We start from the raw sequence: 12676 nt of genomic DNA on the forward strand, positions 1-12676 counted from the left end.
TCACGAAGATTATTAGAGGATCTTGATAACATGTCAATCGCAATTAGCGAAAAACTGGCGCTTATGCGCGAGTCGGAAAGATTAAACAGGAAGCAATTCGCTGAAATTACAGGAGTTCCGTACAGTTCTTTGACTTATTACGAAAGTGGAAGAACGACACCTCCCACCGATATAACGATGAAAATTCTCAATAACCCAAAGTTTATGAAATACACAATGTGGTTTATTACTGATCAAATTGCACCAGAAGCCGGGCAAATTGCACCGGCACTCGCACACTTTGGGCAAGGAACAACAACCTCACCCCACTCAGAGCAAAAAACTGGTTAACAATTTATAGGCGATACATACATGTAAAATGCATGTCATTAGCAGATAAATACCCTACACACAGAAAGAAAGAGTTAAGAGTAAAAAGTAAGCAAACCAATCGGAGGGTTTTCTGATGACAATCAAGAAACTCGATGATGGTCGATGGGAAGTGGACATTAGACCTGCTGGTCGCAACGGAAAGCGTATCCGCAGGAAGTTTGAAAAGAAAAGCGAGGCTGTCGCTTTTGAGAAGCACACTCAATACAACCACCACAACAAAGAATGGCTCTCGAAGCCGACAGATAAGCGACGCCTCTCAGAACTGACTCAAGTTTGGTGGAAGTTAAAAGGGCAGCATGAAGATTATGGACAGGGTTATCTCAGAAAAATTGAACTCTTTACTGAAATAACCGGCGACCCGTGTGCATTTCAGATAACCAAAGCACTTATCAGTCAGTACAGCACTGCGCGAAGAAGCTTGGGTATCAAGCCTGCAAGCATAAACCGTGACCTGACTTGTCTTAGCGGGATGTTTACAGCTTTGATTGATGCTGAATTATTCGGTGGTGAGCATCCAATCCGGGGCATGAAAAGGCTTAAAGAGCAGCAGCCAGAAACCGGGTATCTGACACAAGATGAGATTGAACTACTGCTTTCCAAACTTGACGGTGATAACAAGAAGATCGCCGTACTTTGCCTGAGCACTGGAGCAAGATGGGGTGAGGCTGTGAAATTAAAAGCTGAACATATCATTCAGAACCGCGTGACGTTTGTTAAAACCAAAACAAACAAGCCGCGCACAGTTCCTGTATCGAAGGAAGTGGCTGAAATGATTGCAGGCAATAAACGCGGATTCCTTTTTATTGATGCCCATTACAAAGAGTTCCGGCAAATACTGAAGGAAGTGAAACCTGATTTACCGTCCGGTCAAGCAACTCATGCGCTTCGCCACAGTTTTGCTACTCATTTTATGATTAACGGAGGAAGCATTATCACGCTGCAACGAATACTAGGACATTCGCGAATTGAGCAGACCATGACCTATGCTCATTTCGCGCCTGAATACTTACAGGATGCCGTGTCGCTCAATCCACTTCGTGGCGGAACTGAAGCGAAAAACGTCCACACAGTGTCCACAGACCAGTAGTTTTTGATGGCTTTCAGTGGTGTTCAGTACCGCGTTAACCCGCATTCCACCGCTGAAAGCCTGTATTAACAGCAAAGAGAAAGGCACTTCCGCAGGCCTTCTTTTTTGCTAAACTCCGCAGACTCAGCCTGTTCTTACCCGCAAATCCCACACATACGATACACTCAGAATTCAATTACATTTCCTGAGGTCCGCCATGGAGCAGTTTCCCGTATCACTCGTCATTCTGAACGGCAAAGGTGCCAACAATGACATCTTGCGAAGCGCCGTAAAAGTCATGCGTGACGAGGGTTACACGTTACACATCCGCGTTACCTGGGAACAAGGCGACGCGATTCGTTACGTAAAAGAAGCATCCAGTTTGGGTGTCAATACCGTCATTGCTGGCGGCGGCGACGGCACAATAAACGAAGTAGCAACCGCGCTGGCGCAACTTGCTCCTGAAAACCGCCCGGTGTTGGGGATTCTCCCGCTAGGCACCGCGAATGATTTTGCCACCAGCATAGGCATTCCCCAGGAGCTGGATAAAGCATTGCAACTGGCGATAGTCGGCAAAGGCGTGCCTATTGACCTGGTACAAGTGAACGAATCCGCCTTCTTTATCAATATGGCAACCGGTGGTTTTGGCACACGTATCACTACCGAAACACCTGAAAAACTGAAAGCTGCACTCGGTGGAATTGCCTATTTTGTTCACGGACTGATTCGCCTCGACACGCTCAAACCTGACCGCTGCGAAATTCGTGGTGAAGATTTTGAGTGGCAAGGCGATGCGCTGGTGATTGGTATCGGCAATGGCCGCCAGGCGGGTGGTGGGCAGGAACTTTGCCCGCAGGCATTGATTAATGATGGTTTATTAGAGTTGCGTATTTTTACTGGCGAAGAGTTGCTGCCAGCAATTTTTAAAACGCTGACGCAACCAGACGACAACCCAAATATTATTGATGGGCGTTCATCCTGGTTCGAGATAACCGCCCCGCACGACATTACCTTTAACCTTGATGGCGAGCCGCTGACCAGCCAGAAATTCCGCATTGATATCCATCCCAATGCGTTGAGCTGCCGCCTGCCGCCAAACTGCCCGCTGTTAGGTTAACGGGTTATTTACTGCTGCAAAGCAAAGAAGGCGATCGGCTGGTGGTAAAAAGCCAGCTGGAGCCAGTTAATTGTTTGATATTAAGAAAAAACTTCGCATCGGGTTCTAAATAGAAGAGCGGGAATGTTCTCTTTAATAATGGGAGGTCCGTTGGGCTTCCAGTTGAATCCGTCACTGACTTTGAAATGAGAAAATAATCATTTCCCTTACGCTGAAAATCAAAAAATACATTCTGGCTTACTTGTTCAACCCGAGTATTATTCGATATAACCTCACCCCGTAGCATCACCGCCCCGGTATCACCATTAAAAACATATTGCATCGTAACATTTGCAACATTATCTTTACGATGAAGGGTTAATTCCCCAGCACAGCTAAAATGCGTATTTTTCCAATACAGATATACCTTAACCGTCGCGATACAGGATGCGATGATCAGCAAGCCTACTAATAACCATGCAGTATTATTTTTCAAACGCATTTCCATTATCCGTTATAACATAATGTGTGACACAGTGATTCTTTCGCCAGGCACTAAATGGACGTTCACAGGCCACAGCAGAAAAACGGGCAAAATTGTTATAAGCTGTTAAATAGACATAATGAAAATCTTCACAATTCAATTTAAAATCACGCGCAAATAAGCGATGTTTTTTATAGTCAGTGGTATCGGAATTCACAAAATAACTGCAGTTACTTTGAGTTATTAGCGGTTTAAATTCTGTGAAGCGGTTATCCATGCTGGCTTGCCAAGCCAAAAACGTGCCACCTAAACAGAGCACTAGCACCATTGAACCTAAACCAAATCGCCCCTTACTGAACGAAGAAGACAAACGGCGCGCAATCTTACGCGGCGGTGTTGGCTCAGGCGTAGAAGGTTGTGATAGCTCCGTAGCAATGATTTCAACTTCTTCACTGCGGGTTATTTTCAAGGTATTTTCAAGTTTGACCCCCACCTTTGGGACCGTGACGATATAGTCCTCATTAAGGCCAAACTCTTTAAATGCCCGCCGCAAAAGGGAAATATTTTGATAGAAGGTATTATTGGTTACCTGGGCTCCATTACTCACCCAGACTTCATGGAAAAAGTGTTCCCGAAGCACCACTTCCCCTTGATAATTAACCAACAATGCCAGGCATCTACTCGCAGGTATACTCAGTGATAAGGGTGGTCGGTCGCTATTAATAGCGATAACCCTGTGTTTTTCAGGTAGAAAGGCCGCCACGCCATTCAAGATAATTTGTTTATTCACGCTGTTCCTTACGTATTCAGATCTGGGGGTGTAAAGGCTTATTAGATCTGTTTATTTAATCGACAAAGCATAACCCCACTGATTTCCCTCATCGTTTATTATGACAAATTTAACTACACCGTCCTGTAAATCTACCTTATTAAACGTAAAGAGCGGCTGCTGCGAAAAAGGACTTAAGGTCATTCCCGAAGCAGAATACCCGGCTATTTCTACCGCAGCCAAAGAGATATTCCAGGGCGTAGGGTTGGATACTGTCACTCCCTCACCCGAGCGCGTAAAACGTAATTGATTTCCCACATCTTCAGTCAGTTTCCCCACTCCAGCTGGACGCCAAAACACTTTCAGCTGCGTACGAAATGCCAGCAGGATTTTTTCATCCTGTACCGCTGGCTGATTAGGTGGGATCTCATAAATATTTAGCCAAAACAACGATTCACGGTCATCTGGCAAACCTTTAGCGCTGGTTAGCAGCCTGACAGAACGCTGCTCAAGCGGCGCCAGACGAAAAATGGGTGGCAGTACGACAAACGGCGATTCGGCAGTTTGCGGAATACCGTGAGGGTCGCCATCGTCAATCCATGCCTGCACCATCACCGGATAATCAGCACTGTTCGCAAGCGTAATGGATTGGGTCGCCGCCCCCTTCTCAAAGACCACCCGCGTGGCACTCAGGTTGACCACCGCTTGAGCGGGCAAGGCTAAACATAGCCAAAAAAACAGCAATCTACTGAAGACGCATAAGGATTTGGGCATGAGCCTGATACCTCCCTGCTTCCAGTTGATCACTTGAGAAACGTTCAAGACGCGCTTCAAATGTTTCGTGGTAGCTATCAACACCACTCTGGGTTGCGGTTTTTACCTGCGCGCCCCCCAACACAGGCACCCAACCAGCGCCTGCGCCTGTTCCAGCGACGTCGGTGGTCAAGAAGTTCATCGGGAAACCATTGCGTAATATCCTGACGCCAACACCCCGTGCATGACCCGGTGCGCCGTAAGCATCATCAAGTAAGTGAGTCACCGCATTCCCGCTAATCAGGCCGTATTTTTGCGCTGCCAGGACATTCGCTTCCGGAGCCAGAAACCCGAGTGCGACGTTCTGCTTGTTGGAGACAACCCCTGAAACCACATTGGATTCGCAAGCAAACTCCAGCGAGAAAGGTGCACTGACGCTGTGCCCAGCTCTGATATCCGTGGCACTGACTCTTGGTAATTGCACAAAAGGTGTGAAATGGGTTACCTGGCAAATCGCCCCTCGCCGCACGGTAATCCCATTATTGTAAAGGCTAATGACCGATGGCCATTCGTGATACCAGCCAGCCCAGTTACCGCCACGATGCGCCTGGCCCACTTTGATGCCGTTCGAATCAAGTCCTGGCCCGCGAAACACAACATAAGCATTAGGGTTTACCCCTGCAAAAGTGTACGTCGCAGCCGAGCTAATAAAATATCGCGTATCCGCTGTTTTCATCAGCTCCACACGAATCGGCGAAAAGTTTTTGGCTTTAATTAAAAAGTTGCCGTCTTTATCCGTATCAAGGTTAGTCATGGCGATCTGCTGCCAGATATCCGTGAATACCTGTCCGGTCGCTTCCAGCGTAATGCGCATCGCCACATTTCTGGCAAGCGTCAGATAAGCCCCCGGCACATCTTGCGCTTCATACCAACCGGCATAGGCGTCATCCCCGTTGGTGGAAAACGCCTGGTAAAGCTGGCCTGCGGTATCGGGCGTACAGCGGAAAAACACCAGTTCAGGGTCCCACCCGCCTTTGTGCGCATATTGGGTAAAAGGAATGCCCCCAGCTGCCGCAAGCACCGTGCCAGGCGGTTGGAAAATATTATTGCTGCTGACATCAATAGATTTACTCACGCCGGTCAACTGCCCGTTCTTGGCATCGGCCCCACTGTGACCCCACCATGAATCAGCTTTGCCATCACTGGCCGAACTCAGGCGATGTGAACCGAATTGACTGTTCGCACCGGTATACGGGTAAATAATGTATTCACATGCCGCCTGTGCCGTAGCGCTTAACATCATCAGAATGACGATCGCGAGTTTTGTCCTGGTTTTCACTTAATGGTTTCCTTACGCATCCGAACACTGAGCAGTAAGCGCGATCATCGCCCGCTGAGGTTGGTCATCTGTTAGCTGATATTGAAAAGCGCATCTTTCATCAGGGCCCTCGCCCCAACGCACCGTCAACTGTCCTTTCGTTGTCGGTAAACGGGCATACACCTGGTTTGCCTGCCCCACCATCCCGACAATCTGATTGTGTTCATCAAAGACTTCTGCTCCTGCAGGGAGCGAGCCACGGCGTGTAGTGACATCAATCAGTGCTGCGGTTCCTTTTATCGTTGAGAACGATAATTTCACTGCGGCTCCGGCATACGGTGCAACGCGTTGTTGGTTATCCTCAAGCTCAATGTCGGCCGCCATATTACGGGTGTCTAACTGAACATTATTAAAACGATAGGGAGTTAGCGATGGCACAAGCGCGAAGCCTTGAGCGTTGATGGCTGCGCCCTGGCCATTACTGACGCGTGCCCCTTCGGCGCCCTTGGCTTCCACCAGCGCAAAGGTGTCGCCTAGCCATGGCCCAAGCGTAACGCCTCCGCGATGCACAACTGCGGCACCCCGCATTCCACCTGACCATTGCTTATAGTTTTCTGCCTGCGAATAGCTGCCGTTGAGGGTGCCAAACGAAGTCATTTTTTGCAGCGAGGCGCTCCAGTTCTTTTGTGCCGCCTCGCCCGACGAGTTCTGGTAACCCGCAGAAACGGCATAACTTGCGCTATCGTCTTCAGTGATGGAGCCTGCCAGCGATGCCTGATAACTGGTGCCACTGCTTTTACTATGGCTAGTTGAAAGCGAGAGATAATCTTCACGCTCACCAAACTTCAGCGGCACGGAGAATGTCAGCGTGACAATATTTTCCGTCTGGCCGTGTCTGGCATTTTGCGCTGGCTGCCCATCTGCCCGTCGTGTGGTATCACGCCAGAATGTTTGCTGGCGGCTCGCGGCCAGGTTATAGCTAATTTGTCGCCACTGATTGGCATAACCAAACTGGAGCTGTGTATTGCGTCCCCGTTCGCCGTAGTAATCGCTCACCGAGCCGGAAAGCCATATCGAGCCATAGTCACCCAATTGCTGGTTAACGGTGGCGGTAAACTGGTTGCGCTGCGAAAGTGTATCCGAGCGCCAGACGTCACTGTATTTAGCGGCATTCCGCTCACCCAGCACATCACTGAAATCACGATATCCGGCAGTGGAATAGCGGTAGCCCGCCAGTGCCACGTTGGTACCGGTTGCGTTAAATGAACGGCTCCAGGAAAGCTGTGAACGCCAGCCCGTTTGTTTGCCATCCGGGAGTTGAGCGGACGACGCCGTCACATCCGCACCAATCGCCCCAAGCTCTGAAGCCCAGACGCCACCCAGTACCGTGGAGGCGTACTCTTTCCCCAGACGAACGCCACCGTTAGCCGTCAGGCTATTGGCGATACCGCGTTCAAGGGTGAAATCACCGAACCAGTTGTCATCCGTATCGTAATCACGCGCACGGCCAATAACCGCGTTATAGCGCCAGACACCCGGGCGCAATGAAAGCGGCAGCGCAGAAAACGGCACAGTGAACTGGCTGCGGCTACCATCGGCTTCAATCACATCAACCTGTAAATCGCCCTGCCAGGCGGTGCTGGCAAGGTCGTTAATCACAAACGGCCCTTGCGCCACATTGGTTTGGTACAACGTGCGCCCGTTCTGGCTGACGACCACACGTGCGGCACTTGCTGCCGTGCCGCGAATTTCTGGTGCGTATCCTTGTCGGGATTGAGGCCACATCCGTTGGTCGGTTTCCAGTTTGACGCCAGTAAACGCCATGCTGCTAAACAGGTTGCCACCACTGTAACTTTGCCCTGCACTGAGTGTGCTTTGCAGCGCTGCAACCGGGCGTTGTAGCCAGGTTTGTAAGTTATCCCACTGATAACGTTTCTTATCCCCATAACGGCTATAGCTTGCTGAGGATTGCTGGCGCAGTTGCCATAAACCAAAGTTAATGCCCGCTGTGAGCCCCAACCAGCCGTATTCGCTCTGGCTTCCACCCGCATCACTGTAATAAAAGTTACTGTTGTAGTTGGTAAACAACAGGCTTTCCCCCGCCTGCCATTGCTCGGGGGCGACGTAATCGTGCGGCACCTGCACCATTTCAGCCTGGGGGATGGCAATATCCAGCCGTAATAGCGCATTATCAAATACATAACTTGCCCCTGTGACGCGTTTCGCAGGGCTTAAACAGCTTTCGCTGCCGGGCGTGTTTAATGCCAGCACACCATTTTGTTCATAAAATACCAACGGCAAACAAGGCGTAACATCCTCGCCTTCACCACGAAACATCACTCCTTCACGGGCGATAAACCGCCCGTTTAGCCAGATATCCACCAGATATTGACCCGGAGCCACTGAAGCCTCGCTGTTGAAGCGAGCAAGCCCCTGCCCGTAATCGCTCCCCAACAATAACGCTTCATCGAAGGTGTAGTTTTCAGCCTGCAAGAGGAACGGCAACGCCCATCCACCCAGCAAGCAAAGGCTCAGCCAGCGATGTTTTTCCATAATTTTGCTTCCCTGCAAAGCCGCTAATGCTTCAGTGGAAGTGTTCCGCTCAGATAAGCGCCCTGATCGTTAATCCATGTCATCTGCACGCTGTCACCCGAAGGTGTGCCAGCTAAGGGCCATGATTTTGTCGCACCGGGGGCAATCATCTCGCCACTCAACGTCACGGATCTATTGGCAACCGTCACCACCACATGGGCAATCGATGCGAAATAGCCGCTGTTGTTGGTGAGGCTCAGTTGGCGGCCTGAAACCGAAGCGGTTGTCGTTTTGTTCATCGTGTCCGGCGAGCCCTGTAATCCAGCGGGACGCCAGAACACTTTCATACGACTGCGCAGCATCACGATCATCTGATTGGATGCTTCACTCCCTTTAGCCACCGGCGGGATTTGCAAGGTATTGAGCCAGAACACCGACTCTTTATCCTTTGGCAAATCCGCACCGGTATATTGCAAGCGCAGGGTTTGGCCGCTGTGTGCGGCCATGCGAAACATAGGAGGGGTCAGAATAAAAGGTGCGCGCGCGGTTTGCGGTGTTGACTGCTCATCGCCGCTGTCCAGCCAGGCCTGCATGACATTCGGAAAGTCATCCCGGTTGGTTAACTGCACGCTGACTTGCTTTGCATCCGCTGGATACACCACACGATTGCCCGTCATCACAACACTTGCCTGGCTGCTCAAACAGGTACCGATGAGTGCAAACGTAAGCAAACTTCTCCCTAAACTCATGTTTCATCCCCTACGCCGTGCACTATTAAAGATAAGAAATCGCGTACTGCACTGCGGCGACAACATCACCCGCGGTAGCATTGCCGGTTGGCGAGAAGTAGCGCACGGCGTAGTCGTGTTCACCGGACTGTTCTCCTGCCGGGATAGATATCCCTGCAACAGCCATTGGGTTACTTAGGTCGATAACCGTGCTGCCCGATGCATCTGTTAGCAATTGCAGCTCAACGTTAGTAGCCGAACCGCTGGTTGCAAGGTTTCCGCTACTGGTAACGTTAGTGCCGATAAATAAGGTTTTAATCTCTAATGTGGCGCTGTCTACGCTGCATCCACTGACGCCCATAGTGAACGTGGTCAGCCCTGCCGAAGAAGCAGCGTCCTTAAGTTCACTTTTAGAGATGGTTGGCAACAGTACGACAGGGTGAGCATCTGAACCGTTAACGGTCACCGAGCAGGTTTGTTCAGTGATCTCACCTTTAAAGGTAATGGTGTTTGTTGATTCCGCGAAAGCCGCGCCACTTAATAAAGCTGCCGTGCCGAATACTACAGGTAATAAAGTTTTCATCTTGTTATCCTTGTTGTGTTGCTTCGTCCTTATCGTGCAATGCGGAATCCCAGAGCAAATAAGCCTGTTACTGATAAATAAACAGATAAGGTTAAGCAGTTGAGAATGAGATATATAACCCTAAGCAGAAACATTGCAGAAGGTATGGTCATGTTATTGCTTATTAGGAAATTTCCTAGATTTGTTTTCTGAATAATCTTTGGTGCCTTTCTTATATAAGAAAAACATCTTATATAAGAACAAATTATTTCATATAATTTATATAGTTATAAAAAATTCAGAGGAGTGAGAACGGGAGTTTAAAGGAACAGAATTATTAATCTTAACCATATAAAAATGCGCCAGGGTTTGCCTGACGCACGGTATTACTGAAAGCAATCATTAATTAAAACTGAGCCACCTGACTTGCCATCTCCCGGCTATATTGCCGACTGGCATTCACCAGCATTTGGGTATAAGGATTTTGCGCCGCACCGCTAATTAAATTATCGGTGCTGAGTGACTCAAGAATCTTCCCGTGTTGCATTACACCGACGCGATGGCATAAATGCGCAATGACGCCTAAATCGTGCGTCACCATTAAATAGGTGAGTTTCGATTCTTGCTGTAAATCCGAAAGTAAATTGAGAATTTCCGCCTGCACCGAAACATCCAATGCTGAAGTAGGTTCATCAAGCAGCAGTACTTCCGGTTCAAGTATCAGCGCACGTGCAATCGCCACACGCTGGCGCTGCCCGCCAGAAAGCTGATGCGGATAACGGCTGCGAAACGCCCGGTTCAGGCCGACTTTATCGAGCATCATGTTGATGCGGCGGTCGCGGTCGGTGAAACCATGTATTTGCAGCGGTTCTTCCAGAATGTCGCCGATGGTATGGCGCGGATGGAGCGAACCGTAGGGATCCTGAAATACCATTTGCACCATACGGCACCGTTCGCGGCTGATTTTGTGCTCAAGTTCCGTCCCATCAATTACCAGTTTTCCCTGCCAGTGGGTAAACAACCCCGCCAGGCATTTCAGCACCGTCGTTTTCCCGGATCCCGACTCCCCCACCAGGCCAAAAATCTCGCCGTGCCCAACGTTAAAATTCACATCGAATAGCACCTGGTTGGTTTTCGCCCCTTCGCCAAAGGTTAAATTGAGCTGGCTGACTTCAATCATGGATGACATTCGTTGCTCCTTATTGGGTTAGCCAACTGGTCTGGCGTTGCAGAACCGGCAGATGCGCACGCCGTTTGTCCATATCCGGCAAGGCGCTGATAAGCCCCTGCGTGTACGGATGCTGCGCATTATCCAAATCTTTTGCGGCGATAGATTCCACTACCCGCCCGGCGTACATCACCAGCACGCGGTCGCAGAAACTGCGCACCAGGTTGATGTCGTGGCTGATGAAAATCAGCCCCAGGCCACGCGATTGCACTAAATCATCTAGCAGCGCCAGCACCTGTAAACGCACTGACACATCGAGCGCGGAAGTCGGTTCGTCGGCAATCACCATTTCCGGGTCGGTAATCAGCATCATGGCAATCATGATGCGCTGCCCCTGGCCGCCAGAAACTTCGTGCGGATAGAGGTTATAGACGCGTTCCGGCTGACGAATGCGCACCACTTCGAGCATTTCCAGCACCTTTTGCTTCGCTTCTTTATGCCCGACGCGATGGTGCGTCAGCCACGCTTCCGCAATTTGATCCCCGACGCACATCACAGGGTTTAGCGAGTATTTCGGGTCCTGCATAATCATAGAAATACGTTTGCCGCGCACATTTCGCATTTGTGCGTCAGTGGCATTGAGCAGGTCAACGTCGCCAAACTGCATACGATCGGCGGTGATCTGCGCTTTTTTAGGATGAAGCTGCAACAGCGCACGCCCGACGGTGGATTTCCCGGAGCCGGACTCGCCGACAATCGCCAGCTTTTCGCGCCCGAGCTGGAATGAAACGCCACGCACCGCGTGGGTTTGCTGGCGACCGTTCACAAACGTCACATTGAGGTCGCGTACATCAAGCAGTTGCGGCGAATTATTCGCTGCGAGGATCGAGGATGTCACGTAGGCCGTCTCCCAAGAAGTTGAATGCCAGACTGTTGATTAAAATCGCCAGCCCCGGAATCGTTACTACCCACCAGCACTCCATCATGTAAGTGCGCCCGCTGGAGATCATCGCGCCCCACTCTGGCTCTGGCGGCTGTGCGCCAAGGCCCAGGAAGCCAAGCCCGGCAGCCGTCAGAATAATGCCCGCCATATTCATGGTGATACGGATAATGACCGACGGCATACACAACGGCACAATGTGACGCCACAGCACACGCACCGGCGAAGCCCCTTGCAAACGCACCGCAGAGATAAAATCAGCCTGCCGTAACGAAAGGGTTTCCGCACGCGCCAGGCGGGCAATCGGCGGCCACGCGGTGAGCGTAATCGCAATAACCACATGCTCAAGGCCGGGGCCGAGTGCGGCCACAAACGCCAGCGCCAGCACCAGGCTTGGGAACGAGATAAAGATATCGGTAATACGCATCAGCACCATATCGACTTTGCCGCCAAAATATCCGGCGGTCACACCGAGCAGTAAACCCAGCGGGCCAACGGTGACTGACACCAGCAGCACGATGTAAAGCGTAATGCGCGAGCCATAAACCAGGCGGCTGAAGATATCGCGACCAAACTCGTCGGTGCCAAACCAGTGCGTCGCGTTGGGTGCCGTCAGCGCACGATTCAGATCCTGAACCAGCGGGTTATACGGCGCTATCCATGGCGCGAAAATCGCCACCATCAGCAGCAAGAAGACAATCCCCCCGCCAATGGCAGTCAGCGGGTTACGCGCCATTTTGCCGATAAACCCAACCGCTCGAAGACCTGCACGTTTAACGCGTAGCGAGCGCTCATCCGCCGCCGTCAGTTGTGGTGTTCCAAAGGAAACCGTCATGATTTTGTCCTCGGATCAAAGAGTTGGTAGAGCATGTCGGACAGCAGATTGAG

General features: G+C 50.6%; 13 protein-coding genes. 3 read left to right on the forward strand and 10 right to left on the reverse strand.

Features of this window, described 5'->3' with window-relative positions; translation table 11 throughout:
- Positions 1-30: 30 nt before the first annotated feature.
- The 3 genes from GBAG_RS13185 (at position 31) to yegS (ending at position 2555) form a co-directional block, all read left to right on the forward strand.
- Positions 31-330, forward strand: a complete 300-nt coding sequence (locus GBAG_RS13185; protein WP_034496784.1) for a helix-turn-helix domain-containing protein — start codon at positions 31-33, stop codon at positions 328-330.
- Between the two features lie 115 nt (positions 331-445).
- The gene (locus GBAG_RS13190; protein ID WP_034496786.1) at positions 446-1459 is read left to right on the forward strand and encodes a phage integrase; all 1014 of its coding nucleotides are present in this window, start codon (positions 446-448) and stop codon (positions 1457-1459) included.
- A gap of 196 nt (positions 1460-1655) precedes the next feature.
- Positions 1656-2555 carry a lipid kinase YegS gene (gene yegS, locus GBAG_RS13195; protein WP_034496790.1) on the forward strand — a complete coding sequence of 300 codons (900 nt, stop codon included), beginning with the start codon at positions 1656-1658 and terminating at the stop codon, positions 2553-2555.
- Between the two features lie 4 nt (positions 2556-2559).
- Here the strand turns inward: yegS and GBAG_RS13200 are convergent, their stop codons facing one another.
- The 10 genes from GBAG_RS13200 to GBAG_RS13245 all read right to left on the reverse strand — a co-directional run bounded on the left by GBAG_RS13200 (position 2560) and on the right by GBAG_RS13245 (position 12623).
- Positions 2560-3030, reverse strand: coding sequence for a hypothetical protein (locus GBAG_RS13200; RefSeq protein ID WP_156104886.1), 471 nt, complete (start codon positions 3028-3030; stop codon positions 2560-2562).
- Positions 3020-3808 carry a winged helix-turn-helix domain-containing protein gene (locus GBAG_RS13205; RefSeq protein ID WP_034496792.1) on the reverse strand — a complete coding sequence of 263 codons (789 nt, stop codon included), beginning with the start codon at positions 3806-3808 and terminating at the stop codon, positions 3020-3022. The genes GBAG_RS13200 and GBAG_RS13205 overlap by 11 nt, the downstream gene beginning before the upstream one ends.
- A gap of 51 nt (positions 3809-3859) precedes the next feature.
- On the reverse strand, positions 3860-4561 hold the full coding sequence (locus GBAG_RS13210; protein ID WP_034496793.1) for a fimbrial biogenesis chaperone: 702 nt from the start codon (positions 4559-4561) through the stop codon (positions 3860-3862).
- The gene (locus GBAG_RS13215) at positions 4533-5879 is read right to left on the reverse strand and encodes a fimbrial protein (protein WP_246864880.1); all 1347 of its coding nucleotides are present in this window, start codon (positions 5877-5879) and stop codon (positions 4533-4535) included. Before GBAG_RS13215 ends, GBAG_RS13210 begins: the two co-directional genes overlap by 29 nt.
- A 12-nt stretch (positions 5880-5891) precedes the next feature.
- Positions 5892-8411, reverse strand: a complete 2520-nt coding sequence (locus GBAG_RS13220) for a fimbria/pilus outer membrane usher protein (protein WP_156104887.1) — start codon at positions 8409-8411, stop codon at positions 5892-5894.
- A gap of 23 nt (positions 8412-8434) precedes the next feature.
- The gene (locus GBAG_RS13225) at positions 8435-9139 is read right to left on the reverse strand and encodes a fimbrial biogenesis chaperone (RefSeq protein WP_034496795.1); all 705 of its coding nucleotides are present in this window, start codon (positions 9137-9139) and stop codon (positions 8435-8437) included.
- 25 nt (positions 9140-9164) lie between these two features.
- A complete protein-coding gene (locus GBAG_RS13230; RefSeq protein WP_034496797.1) occupies positions 9165-9701 on the reverse strand; it encodes a fimbrial protein in 537 nt (178 codons plus the stop codon).
- A 385-nt stretch (positions 9702-10086) separates the two neighbouring features.
- Positions 10087-10860, reverse strand: coding sequence for an ABC transporter ATP-binding protein (locus GBAG_RS13235; RefSeq protein WP_034496816.1), 774 nt, complete (start codon positions 10858-10860; stop codon positions 10087-10089).
- A gap of 19 nt (positions 10861-10879) precedes the next feature.
- On the reverse strand, positions 10880-11746 hold the full coding sequence (locus GBAG_RS13240) for an ABC transporter ATP-binding protein (RefSeq protein ID WP_034496799.1): 867 nt from the start codon (positions 11744-11746) through the stop codon (positions 10880-10882).
- Positions 11718-12623, reverse strand: a complete 906-nt coding sequence (locus tag GBAG_RS13245; protein WP_034496802.1) for an ABC transporter permease — start codon at positions 12621-12623, stop codon at positions 11718-11720. Before GBAG_RS13245 ends, GBAG_RS13240 begins: the two co-directional genes overlap by 29 nt.
- Positions 12624-12676: the final 53 nt, after the last annotated feature.

This window comes from Buttiauxella agrestis ATCC 33320 (genome assembly GCF_000735355.1).
In the GTDB taxonomy this organism is placed as follows: Bacteria; Pseudomonadota; Gammaproteobacteria; order Enterobacterales; family Enterobacteriaceae; genus Buttiauxella; species Buttiauxella agrestis.

What these genes read in the sequence shown, in the direction of transcription:
- GBAG_RS13185 (WP_034496784.1), top strand. Translation starts at nt 31, where the DNA reads ATGTCAATCGCAATTAGCGAAAAACTGGCGCTTATGCGCGAGTCGGAA.
- GBAG_RS13190 (WP_034496786.1), top strand. Translation starts at nt 446, where the DNA reads ATGACAATCAAGAAACTCGATGATGGTCGATGGGAAGTGGACATTAGA.
- yegS (WP_034496790.1), top strand. Translation starts at nt 1,656, where the DNA reads ATGGAGCAGTTTCCCGTATCACTCGTCATTCTGAACGGCAAAGGTGCC.
- GBAG_RS13210 (WP_034496793.1), bottom strand. Translation starts at nt 4,561, where the DNA reads ATGCCCAAATCCTTATGCGTCTTCAGTAGATTGCTGTTTTTTTGGCTA.
- GBAG_RS13220 (WP_156104887.1), bottom strand. Translation starts at nt 8,411, where the DNA reads ATGGAAAAACATCGCTGGCTGAGCCTTTGCTTGCTGGGTGGATGGGCG.
- GBAG_RS13225 (WP_034496795.1), bottom strand. Translation starts at nt 9,139, where the DNA reads ATGAGTTTAGGGAGAAGTTTGCTTACGTTTGCACTCATCGGTACCTGT.
- GBAG_RS13230 (WP_034496797.1), bottom strand. Translation starts at nt 9,701, where the DNA reads ATGAAAACTTTATTACCTGTAGTATTCGGCACGGCAGCTTTATTAAGT.
- GBAG_RS13235 (WP_034496816.1), bottom strand. Translation starts at nt 10,860, where the DNA reads ATGATTGAAGTCAGCCAGCTCAATTTAACCTTTGGCGAAGGGGCGAAA.
- GBAG_RS13245 (WP_034496802.1), bottom strand. Translation starts at nt 12,623, where the DNA reads ATGACGGTTTCCTTTGGAACACCACAACTGACGGCGGCGGATGAGCGC.